The 17,382-nt window shown below is 74.2% G+C and carries 18 protein-coding genes; 5 read left to right on the top strand and 13 right to left on the bottom strand.

The window, feature by feature from the left end; genetic code table 11:
• A partial coding sequence (locus tag GQS09_RS19890; RefSeq protein ID WP_165988182.1) for a hypothetical protein occupies positions 1–995 on the bottom strand: 995 nt, incomplete at its 3' end.
• Positions 986–1,276, bottom strand: a complete 291-nt coding sequence (locus GQS09_RS19895; protein WP_399552566.1) for an NADH-quinone oxidoreductase subunit A — start codon at positions 1,274–1,276, stop codon at positions 986–988. The genes GQS09_RS19890 and GQS09_RS19895, both read right to left, overlap by 10 nt.
• 352 nt (positions 1,277–1,628) lie before the next feature.
• Between GQS09_RS19895 and GQS09_RS19900 the strand changes: the two genes are divergently transcribed.
• The 3 genes from GQS09_RS19900 to GQS09_RS19910 all read left to right on the top strand — a co-directional run bounded on the left by GQS09_RS19900 (position 1,629) and on the right by GQS09_RS19910 (position 3,771).
• Positions 1,629–2,261: a redoxin domain-containing protein gene (locus GQS09_RS19900; protein WP_165988186.1), complete on the top strand. Its 633-nt coding sequence runs from the start codon at positions 1,629–1,631 to the stop codon at positions 2,259–2,261.
• A 34-nt stretch (positions 2,262–2,295) separates the two neighbouring features.
• Positions 2,296–3,201 carry a cytochrome c biogenesis CcdA family protein gene (locus tag GQS09_RS19905; RefSeq protein WP_165988189.1) on the top strand — a complete coding sequence of 302 codons (906 nt, stop codon included), beginning with the start codon at positions 2,296–2,298 and terminating at the stop codon, positions 3,199–3,201.
• A gap of 156 nt (positions 3,202–3,357) precedes the next feature.
• On the top strand, positions 3,358–3,771 hold the full coding sequence (locus GQS09_RS19910) for a heavy metal-responsive transcriptional regulator (protein WP_165988191.1): 414 nt from the start codon (positions 3,358–3,360) through the stop codon (positions 3,769–3,771).
• Between the two features lie 19 nt (positions 3,772–3,790).
• On the opposite strand, the gene GQS09_RS19915 is transcribed toward GQS09_RS19910, so the two are convergent.
• From GQS09_RS19915 to GQS09_RS19925, 3 genes are read right to left on the bottom strand one after another with little or no spacing between them, the layout of a single operon-like run.
• Positions 3,791–4,465: a hypothetical protein gene (locus GQS09_RS19915; RefSeq protein ID WP_165988193.1), complete on the bottom strand. Its 675-nt coding sequence runs from the start codon at positions 4,463–4,465 to the stop codon at positions 3,791–3,793.
• Between the two features lie 54 nt (positions 4,466–4,519).
• Positions 4,520–4,939, bottom strand: coding sequence for a DUF4180 domain-containing protein (locus tag GQS09_RS19920; protein ID WP_165988195.1), 420 nt, complete (start codon positions 4,937–4,939; stop codon positions 4,520–4,522).
• The gene (locus GQS09_RS19925) at positions 4,932–5,396 is read right to left on the bottom strand and encodes a helix-turn-helix domain-containing protein (protein WP_165988197.1); all 465 of its coding nucleotides are present in this window, start codon (positions 5,394–5,396) and stop codon (positions 4,932–4,934) included. The genes GQS09_RS19920 and GQS09_RS19925 overlap by 8 nt, the downstream gene beginning before the upstream one ends.
• 725 nt (positions 5,397–6,121) lie before the next feature.
• Here GQS09_RS19925 and GQS09_RS19930 point away from each other — a divergent pair.
• Together GQS09_RS19930 and GQS09_RS19935 are read left to right on the top strand one after the other, a co-directional pair.
• Complete coding sequence (locus GQS09_RS19930; RefSeq protein ID WP_243761590.1) at positions 6,122–7,897, top strand: ABC transporter ATP-binding protein; 1,776 nt, start codon at positions 6,122–6,124, stop codon at positions 7,895–7,897.
• A gap of 541 nt (positions 7,898–8,438) precedes the next feature.
• Complete coding sequence (locus tag GQS09_RS19935; RefSeq protein ID WP_165988199.1) at positions 8,439–8,981, top strand: hypothetical protein; 543 nt, start codon at positions 8,439–8,441, stop codon at positions 8,979–8,981.
• A gap of 114 nt (positions 8,982–9,095) precedes the next feature.
• Here the strand turns inward: GQS09_RS19935 and GQS09_RS19940 are convergent, their stop codons facing one another.
• The 8 genes from GQS09_RS19940 to GQS09_RS19970 all read right to left on the bottom strand — a co-directional run bounded on the left by GQS09_RS19940 (position 9,096) and on the right by GQS09_RS19970 (position 17,263).
• Positions 9,096–12,188 (bottom strand): BTAD domain-containing putative transcriptional regulator, encoded by a 3,093-nt coding sequence (locus GQS09_RS19940; RefSeq protein WP_165988201.1) that lies wholly within the window; start codon positions 12,186–12,188, stop codon positions 9,096–9,098.
• A gap of 29 nt (positions 12,189–12,217) precedes the next feature.
• Positions 12,218–12,703, bottom strand: coding sequence for a pilus assembly protein TadG-related protein (locus GQS09_RS19945; RefSeq protein WP_165988203.1), 486 nt, complete (start codon positions 12,701–12,703; stop codon positions 12,218–12,220).
• A complete protein-coding gene (locus GQS09_RS19950; RefSeq protein WP_313896229.1) occupies positions 12,700–13,071 on the bottom strand; it encodes a TadE/TadG family type IV pilus assembly protein in 372 nt (123 codons plus the stop codon). The genes GQS09_RS19945 and GQS09_RS19950 overlap by 4 nt, the downstream gene beginning before the upstream one ends.
• A gap of 70 nt (positions 13,072–13,141) precedes the next feature.
• On the bottom strand, positions 13,142–13,621 hold the full coding sequence (locus GQS09_RS29710; protein WP_313896230.1) for a pilus assembly protein: 480 nt from the start codon (positions 13,619–13,621) through the stop codon (positions 13,142–13,144).
• Complete coding sequence (locus tag GQS09_RS29715; protein WP_313896231.1) at positions 13,615–13,893, bottom strand: hypothetical protein; 279 nt, start codon at positions 13,891–13,893, stop codon at positions 13,615–13,617. Before GQS09_RS29715 ends, GQS09_RS29710 begins: the two co-directional genes overlap by 7 nt.
• Positions 13,894–13,972: 79 nt before the next feature.
• Positions 13,973–14,929, bottom strand: a complete 957-nt coding sequence (locus GQS09_RS19960; protein ID WP_165988210.1) for a type II secretion system F family protein — start codon at positions 14,927–14,929, stop codon at positions 13,973–13,975.
• Positions 14,926–15,945 (bottom strand): type II secretion system F family protein, encoded by a 1,020-nt coding sequence (locus GQS09_RS19965; protein WP_165988212.1) that lies wholly within the window; start codon positions 15,943–15,945, stop codon positions 14,926–14,928. The genes GQS09_RS19960 and GQS09_RS19965 overlap by 4 nt, the downstream gene beginning before the upstream one ends.
• A gap of 16 nt (positions 15,946–15,961) precedes the next feature.
• Positions 15,962–17,263, bottom strand: coding sequence for a CpaF family protein (locus tag GQS09_RS19970; RefSeq protein ID WP_165988214.1), 1,302 nt, complete (start codon positions 17,261–17,263; stop codon positions 15,962–15,964).
• Positions 17,264–17,382: the final 119 nt, after the last annotated feature.

Raw genomic sequence — 17,382 nt, forward strand, 5'->3', positions numbered from 1 at the left:
AGCCGCCGGGCGGCGGTCGTCATGGCGGGCCAGCCGGCCACGGACAGCAGCCGGCCCAGGCCGTCCAGCCGGGCGGCGGCCCGGTGGCGGGCGGCCTCGCCGACGGAGACCGGGGCCCCGGCCGCGGCGCGTGCCCATGGCCGGGACCAGAACGGCGGGCCGGGCAGGGGTGTCCCGCGGAGCGCCGAGACGTCCGCCTCGGCATGCTGGATCACGTCGCCCTGGAGGGTGAGGCGGAGGACGAGGCCGGGGGGCCAGTCGCTGAGCAGCGGCCCGAGGGGGACGTGCAGCCGGTCCAGGGCCAGCCCGTCCCGGTCCGGCCCGGTCTCCGCCATCGGCAGCCCCGCGGGCATCTCCATCCCCCCGTGCCCCCCGTGGTCCTCGTGCCCCTCATGCTGCTCGTGCCCGCCATGCTGCTCGTGCCCGCCGTGGCCCTCCCGGCCCCCGCCTTCACCCCGCCCGTGCCCCTCCTGCCCCTGCTGCCCCTGGTGCCCCTGGTGCCCCTGCTGCCCCTGCTGCTCCTGCTGCTCCTGGTTCTCCTGGTGCTCCTGGTGTTGCTGATGTTGCTGACGCCCCTGACCGCCGTCTCCGTCACCGTCACCGTGCCCCCGCTGCTTCCCGGGGCCCTCGCCGCTCTCACCGCTCGGGACTCCCTGCGGCCGGGGCTCCTCCTGCCACGCGGCCGGGTCGGCCAGCCGGGACCGGGCCGTCTCGACGACCTCCGCCACCTCCCCCGCGGTCCGCGCCTGCACGCGCACCCGCGGCGCCGGGGTGTCCCGCCACAGCCGGTCCACCGCCGCCCGCAGCACCGGATGGCCGACGGGCCCGGCCACCAGCACCACATCGGCCGCCGCCGGGGTGAGCGCCACCGGCAGATCCCTGCGGCGCAGCTCCCGCTCGGCGGCCAGCCGCACCGGCGTCCCGCCCGGCATCGGCAGCAGCAGCACGGCGGGCCGCGCCGCCGCGGCCCGCAGCAGCACTCCCCTCAGGTCCACCGCAGCGCCCCCTCCCGCCAGGCGTAGACCACCCCCGCCAGCAGCACGCCCAGGAAGAGGAACATCTCGATCACCGCGCCGGGACCCATCGCCGGGACGATCCGGGTCCACGGGTACATGAAGACCATCTCCATGTCGAAGGCGAGAAAGAGCATGGTCACCGCGTACCAGCGGATGTGGAAGCGGCTCACCGCATGTTCGGCCGGCTCCAGGCCGGAACCGAACGGCCGGGCCTGCTGCGGCTGCCCCGGCACCCGCAGCAGCAGGGCCGCCCCGTACACGGCGCCCACCGCCGCCAGCGCCACGCCCAGCAGCAGCAGAGCGGCGGTGCTGCCGTCGCTCACGGCCCGCCGCTCCCGTTTCGCGGCACGCGGTGCCGTCGCGGTCTGCTCGTCATTCGCGCATTCCTCCTCCGGGCACGGGCCGTCCGCGTACCCTCAGGAGCCGCTCCCCAACCCCGGGGCACCGCCGTGGAGGTCACGGCAGGGGCACGGATGTCTGACGGAACTCTGACGTCCTGCCCGTCGCCGCCGCGGGCGGGCGTCCGCCGGGGGTTACTGGAGTGACATCACTCCCGTGGCGGAAACGGCAGATCCGGCCGGCGGCGCCACGGGCCCGGACGAAGGGACGACGATGACTGATCCGCGCCGCCGGACCGGCCTGCTCGCGGCCGGGGCCGCCGTGGCGGCCCTCCTGCTGACCGCGTGCGGCAGCGGCTCCGGTGATCAGGAGCCGGACGCCGGCGGCGGCACGCCCGCCGGGGACCAGGAGCCCGCCCCCGACGGCACCCCCGGCGCCACGCCGGAGGACACCGGGCCCGCCGAAGGCACCGGGGAGGACCAGGGCGGCGCCACCGTGCCGGAGGAGTTGCGCTGGACCGCGCCGGCCGTGGGCGGCGGGGAGTTCGACGCCTCCGCCCTGGCCGGCTCCCCCGCGGTGCTGTGGTTCTGGGCGCCCTGGTGCCCGGTCTGCCAGGGCGAGGCGCCCGGCATCAAGGCCGCGCACGAGGAGTGGGGCGACGAGGTGACCTTCGTGGGCGTCGCCGGGCACGGCGACGAATCCCAGGACGAGACCTTCGTCAACACCTTCGGCCTGGACGGCTTCACGCACGCCCGGGATCTGGACGGCTCGCTGTGGGCCGGATTCGGGGTGGCGTCCCAGCCGGCCTTCGCCTTCGTCTCCAAGGGCGGCAGCGTGGAGGTGGTCCCCGGCTCCCTGAACGAACAGGAACTGGACAACCGGCTCTCCGAACTCGCCGGGCAGTAGGCCGGGCGGAGAGGAGGAAGGGGGAGGAGACGGCATGGACGGCGTTCCGTTCGCCCTGGCGTTCACGGCCGGAATGCTGGCCGCGGTCAATCCCTGCGGCTTCGCCCTGCTGCCCGCCTACCTCGGCCTGTTCGTCAGCGGCGGCGGTGACGGGGAGCGGGACGACGGCGGCCGGGCGGGCGCGCTCCGCCGCGCGGCCGTGGCCACCTGCGCCATGACGGCCGGATTCACCCTGGTCTTCGGGGCCTTCGGCCTGGTGGTCTCGCCGCTCGCGCTGTCGGTCGAGCGGTGGCTGCCCCGGGTGACGGTGGTGATCGGCATCCTGCTGCTGGTCACCGGGGGCTGGCTGCTGTCCGGCCGGGAGCTGAAGGTGCCGCTGCCCAAGGCGGGCCCGGCCGGCCGCAACCCGGCGGAATCCGCGGGCGGCATGGCCCTGTTCGGCGTCTCCTACGCCGTCGCGTCGCTCTCCTGCACGGTCGGGCCGTTCCTCGCCATCACCGCCACCGCCTTCCGCGGCAGCAGCGTGCCGGGCGTCCTCACCGTCTTCCTGGCCTACGCCGGGGGAATGGGCGCCGTGGTCGGGGTCCTCACCCTGGGCGCGGCGCTGTCCCGCCAGGCGGTGGCCGCCCGGCTCCGCCGGGCCCTGCCCTACGTCACCCGCCTGTCCGGCGCCCTGCTGCTGGCGGCCGGCGGCTACGTCACCTACTACGGCTGGTACGAGATCCGGCTGCTCCGCGGCGAACCGGCCGGGAACGACCCGGTGATCCGCTGGGCCACCGGCGTCCAGGGCGACCTGACCCGGCTGCTCGACGACCTCGGCCCGTGGCGGGTCACCGCCGCCCTGGCCGTCCTGCTCGCCGCCACCGCCGCGCTCACCGCCGCCACCCGCCACGCCCGCCGCCGGGCCCGGGACCGCAGCGCAGCCGGAACCCGGACCTGACCGGAACCTGCCCGGGAACCGCGGCAGAAGAATGCCCGGAGCCGGCCGCAGCGGCCCGGGCGGTGCCGGGCGGTGCCGGGGCGGGGTGATTGGCGGAGGGCACGGATGGGGAGGGGGAACCGTGGAGGTGGAAGGTTTTCTGCCGAGGGTGGGGACATGCGGATAGGTTCACTGGCCCACGCCGCCGGGGTCAGCCCCAAGACGGTGCGGTTCTACGAGAAGGCCGGGCTGCTGCCCGAGCCGCCGCGCACGCCGTCCGGCTACCGGGACTATCCCCCGGAGGCCGCGGACCGGCTGGTGTTCATCCGCCGGGCGCAGGGGGCCGGCTTCAGCCTGGCCGAGATACGGGACATGCTCCGGCTGCGCGAGGACGGCAGGCCGCCCTGCGAGCACGCGCACGGGCGGCTGCGCGACCAGCTGCGCCAGGTCGAGCAGCGGATACAGGAACTCGAGGGCACCCGCGCCGTGCTGCGCGAGCTGACCGGCACCGCGCCGGTGCGCTGCACCACGGACCCGGGGGACGCGCGGCGCTTCTGCCCGCGCACGGACCCCGACGGCCCGCGCCGGTAGACCGGGCCCCGGCCGCGTCTCAGGGGCGCGGCCCCGGCCCGGAGGGACGGCCCGCCCGCCCGCCGGCCGCCGTGGCCGGCCCGCCGATCAGCTGCCGCTCCCGGGCGGCGTAGGCGAAGCTGAGCACCGCCCGCCGCACCCCGGAACGCCGCAGCGGCGTCACCCGGTGCACGGTGAGGTCACCGCGCAGCAGGTAGCCGTCGCCCGGCGCATGGTGCGCCCGCAGCACCTGCCCGGCTCGCGCGGCGGTCCCGTCGCCGGCCGGCGGCGGTACGTACTCCAGGAGGCCGCCGTCCTGCGGCGCGGCCGGGGCCTGGAGGAAGAGGACGAGCACCAGGGGGTGGCCGTCGGTGTGCGGGGGATGCGCGTCGTCGCGCTCGTGCAGGACGTCGAGGACGTGCCGGGCGTCGGGCTCCGGCAGCGCGGCGGCGTCCAGGCCGGAGAGCTCGCGCAGGCAGGACAGCAGGTCCGGATCGGCGTACAGGCGGTCGATCAGCGGGGACTCCCGGGCGATGAGCCGCCCGTCCAGCAGTGAGCGGCGGCGCTCGGCGCGCACCGTCAGTCTCTCCAGCCGGTCGAACTCCGCGCGCAGCGCCGCCAGCCCTTCGTCGGTCAGCAGCCCCGGCAGCCGCAGGTAGCCGAGACGTCCGAACAGGGCGCGCAACTCGCCCGCACGGCACGGAAGGGACAGCATGGCCATGCTCTACCCACGGATGGGCGCCCCCAAGTGCGGTACGGCGAAGTAGTGTTAGCGGTCATCTTCCGTTCCCCCGGCGTCGGCCGCGGGCTTGCCGCGGTTCATCCGCGCGCGCAGTTCGTCCAGATCTGTCACGAACCAGAAGCCGTTGCCGCGGTTGCTCTCCCGGATCAGGTCGCGCAGGGCGTCGCTGGAATCGACCTGCGCCGCGATGTCCCCCACCACGGCCAGCCCGACGCCGTACTGGGCGAACTTCTGCACGAACTCCCCGGCCACGCCCGTCCGGAGCCGGAAGAAGTCCGGGTGCAGGCGTTCCACGGGCACCGCGGCCCAGGCCGCGCCCGCCCCGAACGCGTCGCCGATGACGTCCAGCGCTCCGCGGTCGCCGCGCAGCACCGGTCCCTCGTCCGGGCACAGCAGCACGCCGATCCCGCCCATCCGCTCGACAACGGCGCTGGTGCTCTCACCCATGTGCGTCCTCCACTACCGCGCCCAGAATCCTCAGCACGCCCGCGACCCGTTCCAGGCCGCCGAACAGGATCACCTTCAGCTCGGCGCGCTCCTCGTCGTAGACCGTCTCAATGCGCAATGGGCCCTCGCTCCGGTCCCGCTCGGGCGCGGTCATGGCGGCGCCGAGCACGGTGCTGATCCGGTGCGCCGTCTCCGGGGCCGCCGCGTCGATCTGCACGATCGTGGTCGCGGCGGCGCGCCGCGCGGGGTTCGCGCCGCCCTCGCGCTCCGCGGGGGCGGAGGCGGGCAGCGGCCGGCCGGTGAACTCGGCCAGATCCCCGGCCGTGATCCGGTACCGCTTCCCGAACCGGGCGGCCTTCAGCCGCCCGTCCCGGACGTAGCCGCGCACCGTCTTCGCGTGCAGCCCGAGCAGCCCGGCCACCTGGTCGACGGTGTACAACCGTCCGTCCCGCTCCACTCCCGCGCCCCTTCCGTCCCTCGCCCCCGTGGTCGTACTCTTCCCCGGCACTCCCCGCGAGGCGTCGCGTTCAGGGAGCCCCAGGGAAGGATACGACCCCGGGAGCGAAGCGGCGACACCCACCGGCGTGGGCGCGGCGGTGATCCCCGCCAGCCTCTCCGGCACGGTCGCACTCCCCGGCGGCGCCGGCGCCCGACGGCCCTGCGCTGCCCCGGCCGCTCCACGGCCGCACCGTGGGGCGGCGGGTTTCGGCCAGGTTCCGCGGACCGCTCGCCACCGGCGGGCGTCCGCCGCTGCGCCGCTCCCCCCGGGACCGGGACCGGGTCGGGACGGGGGATCACCGCGTGGAGGGGCGGGAGTTCGGCCCTCCCCCGGCCGGGGCGGCAGCCGCTTGGTGCCTCCGCGCGGCGCCGTGGCCCTCCGGGGACCCGGGGCCGCAGTCCGTCCGATTCGTTGGCATTCGCCGGAGGGTTGCCGGGGGAGACATCAGCAGTGAGACGTCGTCCTGCACCCTCCGGAGCCGGTCCGGCGCCGGAGCGGCTCCGGCGGTGAGGGATCCGCACGCGGCCGGCGCCGGTTGTGGCGGTGGGCGGGGAGATGGGGAGAAGCTTCGCCGGGTGGGTGCAGTGAGGAGGAATTCAACCCGGCCGGGGGAGGTTCGCGTCTCAGGGGACGAGACGAAGGAGCGTGCCGTGGCCGTTGAGGTGAGCGAACGGGAATCGGAGCTGGACCCGGAGGCCGGAAGAGAGCCGGGGGCGGAGGCCGGGGCGGACGATCCGCCGGCCTGGCGGGTGCTGCTGGAGTACGTGCGGCCGTACCGGATGACGCTGCTGCTCGGGGCGCTGCTGTCCCTGGTCACCGGGGCCACCGGGCTGGCGCTGCCGCTGGTCGCCCGTGAGCTCATCAACAACCTCTCGGCGGACGAGGCCATCGGCGGGGCACTGCTGCTGATGAGCCTGCTGGTGGTGGCGAACGCCGGGATCGGCGCGCTGGGGGCGTATGTGCTGCAGCGCACCGCCGAGTCGGTGGTGCTCACCGCCCGCAAGGGGCTGGTGTCCCATCTGCTGCGGCTGCGGATCTCGGCGGTGGACCGCTCCGAACCGGGAGATCTCATGGCCCGGGTGTCCTCGGACACCACCCTGCTGAAGGCGGTGACCACCGACTCCCTGGTGGGGCTGGCGACCAGCGCGCTGACCCTGTTCGCCACGCTGGTGATGATGGCGATCGTCGACCCGGCGCTGCTGGGCGTGACGGTGGCCGTGGTGGGGCTGGCGGCGGCCGTCATCGGGCTGATCGTGCCGCGCATCCGCCGGGCCAGCCGCAAGGCACAGGAGTCGGTCGGCCTGATGGGCGCCTCGCTGGAGCGCATCCTCGGCGCGCTGCGCACGGTGAAGGCGTCCGGCGCCGAGCACCGCGAGGAGGAGGCCGTCCACGAGGCGGCGCAGGACTCGTGGCGGCAGTCGGTCCGGGCCGCCAAGTGGTCGGCGCTGGCGGGCAACACCGCCGGGCTGTCCATGCAGGTGGCGTTCATCACCGTGCTGGGCTTCGGCGGGGCGCGGGTGGCCACCGGGGCCATCGACGTGGCGACGCTGGTGGCGTTCCTGCTCTACGTGTTCTATCTGATGGCGCCGATCCAGCAGCTTGTGCAGGCGATCGCGCAGTACCAGCTCGGGTCGGCGGCGGTGAGCCGCATCCAGGAGGCGCTGAGGCTGGAGTCGGAGCCGGATTACCCGCCGGCGCCGCTGCCCGCCACGGGGGCGGAACCGGCCGGGCTGGTCTTCGAGGAGGTGCGCTTCCGCTACGCGCCGGACCAGCCGGAGGTGCACCGGGGGGTGAGCTTCGCCATCCCGCCGCGGGGCATGACGGCCTTCGTGGGTCCGTCCGGTGCGGGCAAGACCACGGTGTTCTCGCTGATCGAGCGGTTCTACGACGCCACGTCCGGGCGGGTGCTGCTGGACGGCCGGGACGTCCGGGAGTGGGAGACGCCGCAGCTCCGCGCGGCCATCGGGTACGTCGAGCAGGATGCGCCGGTGCTGTCCGGCACGCTGCGGGAGAACCTGGTGATGGGGGCCCCGGACGCCGACGCGGAACGGCTGGCGGACGTGCTGCGCACGGCGCGGCTGGACGGTCTGGTGGCCCGGCTGCCGGACGGGCTGGAGACGATGGTCGGGCACCGGGGGACCAAGCTCTCCGGCGGGGAACGCCAGCGGGTGGCGATCGCCCGCGCACTGCTGCGCAGGCCGCGGCTGCTGCTGCTGGACGAGGCGACCAGCCAGCTCGACGCGGTCAACGAGGCGGCGCTGCGGGACACGGTGGCGGACATCGCGCGCCGGACCACCGTCCTGGTCGTGGCGCACCGCCTGTCGACGGTGACCATGGCGGACCGGATCGTGGTGATGGACGCGGGCGAGGTCCGGGCGGTGGGCAGCCACGCGGAGCTGGTGACGGCCGACCCACTGTACGCGGAGCTGGCCGCCACCCAGTTCCTCGCCACGGGCTGACCCGTCCCCCGCCCTTCCCGGTACTCTCTCCTCCCGCGGGAGGGAGCCCTTTCCGCCGCAGCGCTTCTCCTGTGCGGGTACGTCCCGGGCCGGGGGCACCGGCACCCGGCTCGCATGCACGCCTGCCGCCGGCCCGCACGGCCTGCACGGCCTGCACGGCACCGATGCGCGCCCCCGGGGTGACGGACCGCCATGAACGGCGATGAACGAATCGCTGCAAGATCCGGTTCCGAGCGAGATTTATCAATTACTCGCAGTGAATCACTTGGTCCCGTTTTCTTCGTTGAAACCGCACACCCATGTTGAATTCTTCGTACATGGTCCATTGCGGCGGGTAGTCACGTGGTAGGTCGCAACCGATGCGGCGGCAAAGGGATTTCTCGGTCCGTGACCTCGGGGTCCCGGTATCGGGATGCCGCTGCGCGGCCGCTCGGGCCGATATCCTCACCTGTCCCCGTGGACAGCGGGCTGTCGCCCGAGCGCAGAAAACGCGACCAGAAAGGCAAGGAAAAGGACGACAGCGGAAGGGACAGACCCAGCAATGACTACCCCGGACGAAGGACCGAGCACCGAGCTTCCTGCGGGCACCTGGGAGCGGCTGGCCGCCCTCGCGAGCGAACACCTCGAAGGCCGGGGCCGCGTCACCGCCAGTGAACTGAAGACCGCCTACGAGCGGGCGGTCCGCAATGCCGAACTCGCCGACGAGGTGGAGTTCCTCGACGCCCCGCCGGCCCGGTCCGCGGAAGGCGACTGCGTCAACTTCGGGCCCTTCGAGTTCAACCTCTACAGCGTGGTCTCGGCCGGTTTCGAAGGTCAGTTCTGCAACCCGCCGAACTGGTCCCTCCGGCTGAAGGCCTGGGTCAAGGTGGCCGGCTACACGGTCTGGGAGGAGGAGATCAACCTCTCGCCGGAGAACTACTGCTACTCCCGGGAGTTCAACTACTCCGTGGCGAAGGGCAACCTGAACATCTGCGTGCAGGGCCCCAACTACTGCCTCAACATCTCGGGCCAGGCCTGTGCCTGGTTCCCGATCATCGGCTGGAAGTGCGGCGACTTCGACTGGACGCCGATCTGCTTCGGCTGAACCCGCGCGCCGCAACCGAGGACGCGCCACCCGACGCCTCCGCCGTGCCGGTCACGACAGAACCGGCACGGCGGAGTGCCCGTGCCCGGGCACGGGCGCGGTGCGACCCGCCACTCAGTTGACGGCGGTGCGGCTGCGCCAGGCCGGGTGGAGTTCGTCCAGCAGCGCCTCGGTCCGGGCGGGCAGCGGCTGCTGCCCGCCGAAGAGCTGCGCGTGGTGGGCGATCAGCCAGTCGGCCGCGCCCGCCAGCCAGTCCTCGCGGCCCGTGGCGTGGGCGGCGCGCAGCAGTTCGTTCCACAGCCGCTCGTCGGTCGGGGCGGCGGCCAGGGCGGTGCGCACGGCCATGTACGCCTGCTCGCCCTCGCCCGCCGCGAGATGCTCCCCGGACAGGCCGGTGGCGATCTCGGCGACCAGCAGCGGGTACTGGGCGTCCACGATCTCGTGCTCCAGCCAGGCGTACCGGCCGCCGGCCCGTTCGCCGTCCAGCAGGGTGCCCTGCGCCAGGCCGAGCGCGTCCGTCAGCATGCGCTTGCGCTCTGCCGGCGGCGGCAGCGGGTTCCCGGCGGTGGCGTGGTGGTGCAGGGTGCGCAGCACGTCCCAGTCGGAGACCACCTTGGCGGACAGCGTGAGCCGTCCGTCGGCGGCGGTGGCCAGGCGCGGTGCGCCGTCCGCGTCGCTGCCCAGCCAGTCCCGCAGCCGGGCGGTGAACGCCTGCTGCACGTCCTCGGAGACACCCCGCGGCCACAGCGCGGAGGCCAGCACCCGGGGGTGGACGCCGGAGCGGTGGATCAGCAGCAGGGCGAGGGCCTCCCGGAGCTGGGCGGCACGCTCGGGCTCCGGCTCGGCCAGGCCGGTCAGCGCGTAGCCGCCGAGCATCTCGGCGTAGACCTCGGGCTTGCCGCGTGCGGTGAGGTCGACCAGGAAGGAGGGCCGGCCGGTGCGGCCCGCCGCTCCGGTGCCGCCGGTGCCGGTTCCGGTGCCCTCGGCCGGGGCGGCGAGGTCGGCGAACAGCTCCACCACGGCGGAGCGCATCGCCGCGGGCAGCATCTGGGCCCGGATCTCCAGACCCATGTCGGACTCCTTCAGCAGCCCGTCCCCGGTGATCTCGAACTCCCAGAACAGGCCCGGCAGGTCGGCCCGCGCCGAGGAGACCAGATAGCCGACGCCCAGCGGCGCGGAGACGGTGGCCAGGGCGCCGAGCTGCTCGGCCTGCTCCTCGGTCGGCTCGGCGCCGATCAGCACCAGGTGCGGCGCCCAGCCCTGCCGCCGCGCCGGCCCGGTGCGTCCGGTGAGGACGGAGTCGTGTCCGGCGTGCTGGAGCGCCCCGCGCCGCAGCCCGGTCTCGGTCTCCATCACCTCCAGCAGCCCGTTGACGTCCTCCAGGTACCGCACCCGGGTCGGGGCCAGGACGGTGAGGTCCTCGCCGAAGCCGACCAGGGTGACGGTCATCCGGTCGGCCCAGCCGCTGGTGGCGAGTTCGGCCGCGATGGAGGACAGCACGGCCTCCCGGGAGCGGGCCGCGCCCAGCACGGAGACGATGCCGGGCACCGCCTCCAGGTTGAGCAGCAGCCGCATGCCGTCGCGGGTGCCGAGGCTGACCAGGCCGGGGTAGGGGGCCTCGGCGTCCGGGGCGGCGGCGCCGCCGTCCGGCCCGGCGGACTCGCCGGCCGCGGCCTCGAAGCGCTCCCGCTCCAGCGTCCAGTAGGTGTCGCTCTGGCCCGTCTGCCAGGGGGCGGGCGGCTCCCCGTACGACACGGCCAGCTGGAGATGAAGCTCGGAGCCGCTCAGCCAGGCCGCGTAGACCGGGGGCAGGGTGCGGCCCTCGGCGTGCAGCCCGGCGGACAGGCCGCGCAGTGCCCGGTCCAGGAAGGCCACCGCCTCCGGGTCGGCACCGGCCAGCAGGGCGTCCCGGGCGTCGGCGGAGTCGCCGGACGGCGGCTCCAGTTCGTCGCCGACACTGCGGTTGAGCACGCCCGCCGCGGCCTGCCACAGGGCGTTGCGGCGGCTGCGGCCCAGTGCCGCGAGCAGGCCGGCGGCCAGCAGCGGGGCGCCCATCAGCAGATGCAGGCCCAGGTCGGAGGAGTCCCCCTGCCCGGCCTCCGCCTCCGCCGCTGCCCCGGTTCCGTCGCCGCCGGTGGTGTACTCGGCGGGGCCGAAACCGCCGACGCCCGCTCCGCTGCCGTCCGGTGCGCCGCCGGTGCCCCCGGGACCGGTGAGATCGGCGTGCTCGGTGCTGCCCTCCCCGACCGCGTCGGGGCCGGGGGCGGGCCCGCTCTCCGGACCGCCGGCGCCCGCGTCCGGGCCGGCACCGGCGGCCCCGCCGGTGCCGCCGGTCTGCCCGTACTCCCGGAGCTCCTGCGCCTCTTCCGGGGTGACCTCGTCGAGGTCGTGGGGCATCTCGACCAGTTCGCCGCCGGTGGCGTCGGCCGGCATCTCCAGAATCCAGCCGGGCCGGATCAGGCTGGCCTCGGTGAGCCGGGAGCCGTCCGGCTGCGCCCGGTCCTTGTTGAGCTGGTAGATCTCCTTGTAGCGCAGGCCGTCGCCGAGATGGCGCTCGGCGATGCCCCACAGGGTGTCGTGATGGCGGCCCTCCGGCGGCTGGATCCGGTAGAACTTGGTGGACGCCTCGGCGGTGTCCGAGCCCCCGGCGTCGGGCAGCGCCATGGCCGGCTCGGCCTCGGCCACCCCGGGCGGGGCGTGTGCCTCCTGCCCCGGGGTCTGCTCGGCCTCGGCCACGATCATCCCGGAGGAGGGCTGGTCGAAGGCGTTGCCCACCGCGTTCAGGCCGGGGGTCAGGCCGGCCGCGGTGGAGCTGAGCAGCAGCACCGCGCCGACCAGTGTGCGGGCCAGGGCCTGGGTGCCCATCCCGCCGCCCGGAACGCGCCGGGGCAGGCCGACGCCGGAGACCGCGGCCCGCACCTCCACCAGCACGCAGGCGGTGAACTGCGCCCAGGCCACCCACACCAGCACACCGAGGATCTTGACGAAGACCCCGGTGCTGACCTCCTCGCCGAGCATGTCCAGGGTGGGCATGGTGCGCGGCAGCGGCCAGCCGATGGCGGAGGCGAGCGACAGCGGCACCCCGAACACCAGCAGGACCAGTGCCAGGAAGGCACTGACCGCCTTGAGCACATCGCCGAGGGTACGCCCGGTCCTCACCGGTACGGGCGTCCGGTTCCCGTTGTCCGGGGCTGTCCTGCGCGCCATGAGTGCTGCTCCTGTGGATGGTGGTGCGGTCAGCCGGTCTGGGCCTCGGCGGTGGCGGTGCCCGTGACCGTCAGGGTCTGGAAGAGGAGTCCGCCGAACACCGGGCGGTAGGTGACGTCGATGAAGACCTCGACCTGGTTGGGGCCGGCGCCCTGCCGGCAGTCGCTGCCCGAGATCTCGGCACTGGTCAGCTCGATCCCGGCGACGAACTCCGCGACGCGGGCCCCGCAGTTGCCGATGTTGATGGGCGCCACCGAGCCGTCACCGGCGCGCAGCGCCTCCTCGTCGATGTCCTGGGCGGCGTACCGGGCGGCCTGCTCGGCGATGTCGGCGGCGCGCTCCCGGCTGGCGATGGACAGGCCGCCGTCCACCACGAAGGCCGCCAGCAGCAGCACCACCACGGCGAACAGCACGACCAGGATGGCGCCGGAGCCGCGGTCCCGGTCCCGGCGGGCGGCGGCACGGAGCGGGGCGGCACGGCGGGCGGCCCGGGCGGCGGTGGGGGTCCTGGTCAATTGCCGGACCTCCGGTAGAAGTCGATGGGCGCGGTGGAGGTGCCGGAGAGCCGGTCGGTGAGCGGCAGGCCCAGCAGGTCCAGCGCCTTCACGTCGCAGCTCACCGTGACGGTGTACAGGGTGCCGGGCTGGTGGCTGCTCTGCTCGGGCTCCACCGTGATGCCGCCCCTGCAGATGTCCTTGAGCTGCTCGGTGGCCACCGCTTCGGCCTGCTGCTTCGCCGCGGCCGAGTCCCGCTCCAGCGAGCCGGCCCGGGCCGCGTCCCGGGCGGCGCCGTCCACCGCGCTGCGCCCGGCCACCAGCTGGCCGAAGCCGACCAGCACCAGGATGAACAGAATGATCAGCGGTGCGATGAACACCACTTCCACGGCGCTGATACCGGCGTCACGCCGCTCCCGGCGGCGGCCCCGCCGGCTCCCCCTGTCCGCCATCGTCCCGTCAGCCCCCGTCCGGCACGAACCGTTCCACGGGGCCCCGGGACTCCGCGGTCACGGTCAGGTCGATACCGGGCAGGATCGACGGCACCTTGCCGGTGACCCGGACTCCGACCACGTTGTCGTCCGGGCCGAAGGGGGTGATCCTCACCTTGCCGTCGAACATGCCCGAGCCCAGCTGGGTCACATAGCTCTGGGCCTTCTCCTGCGCGTCCGTCCGCCAGTTCTCCGGATCGGCGTCGGCCTCGGCGCGCGCCGTGCGGGCGCCCGCCTGGGCCGCCGCCTTCGCCACGTCCTGGGCGAAGGAGAACATGGCGAACTGCACCGCCCCGAAGATGAGGAAGAACATCACCGGGGTCAGCATCACGAACTCGATCGCCGAGGCGCCCGAGTCGCCGCCGCGGCGCGGACCGTGCCCGCCGCCGTCGGCCGTCAGGCCGAGCCGGCGGCGGACGGCCCGCAGCACACGGCGGCCGTTCAGCACTTCGAGCCCTCGCTGCCGTCCGCGGTGCCGATGCAGTCGCTGACCTCGTCGGCGCGGTCGGTGAGCGCGGTGGTGATGACACCTCCGACCACCGCCACGATGCCGACCACGATGGCCGCGATCACCACCCACTCCAGGGCGGAGGCGCCGCGCTCGGCGCCCAGGGCACGCGCCCGGCAGACGCGCTCGCGCAGCATCACGGTCAGGTACTCGACGCGCGAGTCACGGAGACCCGGCATCCACTGCGCGAACCGGGACGGTCCGGTATGCACCGGACCTGTTGTTTCTGCGGACCTCTTGGACATTGCACTTACCCTCTCGCTCACGCTTGTCGCGACGCGGGCACCGGCGTCAGAAGCCGAACACCCGCATCCCTGCCGGAAAGATCAGGAAAACCAGAAAACCCAGGCACAGCAGAAGCTGTGCGATCAGCATGGACTGCGATTTCTTCCCCGCGGTCCCCTCGATCTCGGCGAGCTCCCGGCTGCGCATGGTCTCCGCGCGGGCGCCCAGGGAAGCCCGGACCTTGGCGCCGTCGTCGGCCACCAGCGCCAGCGAGTTGGCCAGGTCGCGCAGTTCCTCGACCCCGACCTCGTCGCCGAGCCGGCCCAGCGCCTGCCACTGGCTGAGTCCGGTGATCCGGGCGTCGGCCAGCGCGGTGCGGATGCGGCGCAGCGCCCAGCCGTCGCTGACCTCCGCCGCGGCCTTCAGCGCCTCGGGCAGACCGCGCCCGCCGGCCAGGCTCATGGCCACCAGATCCAGATATGCGGCCACCACCCGGCGGAAGTCCCGCCGCCTGGCCGCCGCGTCCCGCCGCACCTCGGCGTCCGGCAGGAAGAAGAAGACCGCCGCGAAGACCAGGGCCAGCCACAGCGGAATGAACGGGCTGCTGACAAAGCCCAGCATGAAACCGGCGCCGTACACGAACGGCCCGAAGACCAGGCCCAGCGCGGCCATCAGGACCTTCTGGGCCAGGAAGCCCTCCCAGTCCCGGCCCAGCAGGGCGAGGTCGGCGCGCAGCGAGCGCATCTCCCAGCCGCGGCGCAGGAAGACGTCGGCCAGCCATTCGCCGAGCTGGCCGCGCGCCCGGTCGACCGGGCCCGGCTGCTGCGGCCCGCCGCCGGCCCCGGGCACCGCGGAGGAGGAGGGCGAGCCGCCGGGATGGAAACCGCGGGCGCGCAGCGCGTCCACCCGGGCGACCGCCGAGACCGGGCTGCGCTCGCCCGGGAACAGCGCCCGGGCCAGGACGTACAGGCCCAGGCCCAGCAGGCCGCCGGCGAACACCGCGAAGGTGATGGTCTCGTTCACGCTCCCCTGCCTCCCTCCGGCACGACCGGGGACTGCCACGGCAGCAGCGGCGTCCGGGCCGCCGTGGCGGCGGAACCGTCACCGGACGGTGCCGGGACCGGGCCCGCACCGGTGACGCCCGGCTCGCGCGGCCGGATCACCGGGACCGGCTCGGGACGGGCCATGAACCGCTCCGGCGTCTCGATCCTGGACAGGGAGCGCATCCACCAGAAACCGGCGCCGAACAGCAGTGCCACCAGGGCCAGTACGGCCTGGCCGACCACGGAGTCGTAGGGCTCCACGAAGCCCGGGCTGAACAGCGCCAGCAGGCCGGGGAAGGCCAGGCTGATGCCGACCACGATCTGCACACTGCGCCGGGTGGAGGCACGCTGCGCCATCACCCGCTGCCGCATGTCCACCTCCTGGCGGGCGGACTTGGCCAGCGCGCCCAGCACCTCGCGCAGGCCGGGGCCGCGCAGCCGGGCGTTGAGGATCAGCGAGGCGATGATGATGTCGGCGGAGGAGTCGTCGAGTTCGTCGGCGAACTCCTGGAGGGCGTCGGGCAGCGGGGTACGCGAGCGCAGCCGGTCCACCAGGTTGAACAGCGGCTCGCGCAGCGCGGGGGCGGCGGCCCGGGCCGAGGCCGGGATGGCCTGCTCCAGGCCGACCGCGCCGGCGATGGTGTCGCGCAGCGACTCCGTCCAGGAGGCCAGCGCCTCCACCCGGCGCATGGCGGCCCGCTCCTCGGCGGCACCGCCGAACAGCTTGTTCCAGGTGAAGACCAGCAGGGCGGCGGCAGCGGCGGCGATCGGCCAGCGGGTCAGCACCAGCACCACCAGCGCCACCAGGACGGCGATCATGGTGCGCTGGGTGGCGAACCGGGCGATCTCGGCGCGGCGGCGCTCGGCACGCAGCCGTTCCTCGGCGCTCTTCGGCGCGAAGCCGCGCACCGCGGCGAGCAGCAGGGCCAGGCCGCCGCCCACGGCGACACCGCTGACCAGGCTGAAGAGGAACTCCAGGGTCAGCAGTCCGGTCATTCCCGGCATCCTCGGTTCACCCCCATCCGCCGCGGTAGCCGAAGTGCATCAGTTCCTCGACACAGGAGATCGGCGCCGACGCGCGCGGCACGCCGTCCGGTCCCTCGGCGAAGACCTCGCTGGACAGCACCCGTCCGTCCACACCGTTGACCTCTCGAATGGACGTCACCAGACGCCTCAGGGTTCCGCCCTGTGCGTAGTTGTTGCGCCGCTGGATGAAGACCACGAAGTTGAGCGCGCCGCCGATCAGCAGCTGGCTGGCCTCGACCGGGAGGCGCTCCTGCGCCTGGAGGGCGTAGGTGGAGATGCGGTTGAACACCTCGGCCGAGCTGTTGGCGTGGATGGTGGAGAGGGAGCCGTCGTTGCCCTGGGACATGGCGTTGAGCATGGTGACGATCTCGTCGCCGAGCACCTCGCCGACGATCACCCGGGAGGGGTTCATGCGCAGCGACCGGCGCACCAGCTCGGCCATGGAGATGTAGCCCTGGCCCTCGGAGTTGGGCAGCCGTTCCTCGAAGGCGACCACATTGGGGTGCAGGTCGGTGAACTCGTCCAGGCCCAGCTCCAGGGCGCGCTCCACGGTGATCAGCCGCTCCTCGGGCGGGATCTCGTTGGCCAGGGCGCGCAGCAGGGTGGTCTTCCCGGCGTTGGTGGAGCCGGCGATCATGATGTTCTTGCGGGCCCGCACGGCGGCGGCCAGGAAGCTGCCGATCTCCGGGGTGAGGGTGCCGTTGCCGACCAGGTCGGCCAGGAAGACCTTGCCCAGCCGGGCGCGCCGGATGGACAGCGCGGGGCGGCGGGTGACGTCCATCACCGCGGAGAGCCGGGAGCCGTCCGGCAGCCGCAGGTCGAGCTGCGGGTTGGCGGAGTCGAAGGGCCGGGAGGACAGGCCCGAGTAGGCGCCGAGAATCTGGATCAGCTCGATGAGCTCCTCGTCGCTCTCGGCGACGGGTTCGCCCTGCGTCTCGCGGCCGTCGGCGTAGCCGATGAAGACCCTGTCGCAGCCGTTGATGTCGATGTTCTCGATCTCGGGGTCGTCCAGCAGCGGCTGGAGGCGGCCGACGCCGAACAGCGCGGCGTGCACCGCCGCCGCGTACGCCTCCTCGGTCTGGGCGTCCAGCGGGGGGCGGCCGGAGGCTATCTCCTCGCGGACGTACTCCTCCAGCACCTGCGCGATCACCGCGCGGGCGTAGTGGCGTTCGTCCTCGCTGCTCATCGGGCGGACGCCGCTGGCCTGGTCGATGCGGCGCTGCTCGGCGAGGCGGTCGCCCGCCTCCTGGCGCAGCCGCTTGACCAGCTGGTGGTTGACCTCGCTCATCGGGGCGCTCCCGTGGCGCCGGGCGGCCCGCCGGGCGTGCCCGCGCCGGAGGGCCAGACATGCTCACCGGGGACGCCGCCGGCCGCCGCGTGGTGGGGCGGCGGGCCGGCATACGGGCC

The sequence above is a fragment of the Streptomyces sp. YIM 98790 genome (assembly GCF_011421595.1).
Classification (GTDB): domain Bacteria; phylum Actinomycetota; class Actinomycetes; order Streptomycetales; family Streptomycetaceae; genus Streptomyces.

Excerpts from the sequence above, each read along its gene's own strand:
- GQS09_RS19900 (WP_165988186.1), top strand. The coding sequence starts at position 1,629 with ATGACTGATCCGCGCCGCCGGACCGGCCTGCTCGCGGCCGGGGCCGCC.
- GQS09_RS19905 (WP_165988189.1), top strand. The coding sequence starts at position 2,296 with ATGGACGGCGTTCCGTTCGCCCTGGCGTTCACGGCCGGAATGCTGGCC.
- GQS09_RS19910 (WP_165988191.1), top strand. The coding sequence starts at position 3,358 with ATGCGGATAGGTTCACTGGCCCACGCCGCCGGGGTCAGCCCCAAGACG.
- GQS09_RS19915 (WP_165988193.1), bottom strand. The coding sequence starts at position 4,465 with ATGCTGTCCCTTCCGTGCCGTGCGGGCGAGTTGCGCGCCCTGTTCGGA.
- GQS09_RS19920 (WP_165988195.1), bottom strand. The coding sequence starts at position 4,939 with ATGGGTGAGAGCACCAGCGCCGTTGTCGAGCGGATGGGCGGGATCGGC.
- GQS09_RS19935 (WP_165988199.1), top strand. The coding sequence starts at position 8,439 with ATGACTACCCCGGACGAAGGACCGAGCACCGAGCTTCCTGCGGGCACC.
- GQS09_RS19940 (WP_165988201.1), bottom strand. The coding sequence starts at position 12,188 with ATGGCGCGCAGGACAGCCCCGGACAACGGGAACCGGACGCCCGTACCG.
- GQS09_RS19965 (WP_165988212.1), bottom strand. The coding sequence starts at position 15,945 with ATGACCGGACTGCTGACCCTGGAGTTCCTCTTCAGCCTGGTCAGCGGT.
- GQS09_RS19970 (WP_165988214.1), bottom strand. The coding sequence starts at position 17,263 with ATGAGCGAGGTCAACCACCAGCTGGTCAAGCGGCTGCGCCAGGAGGCG.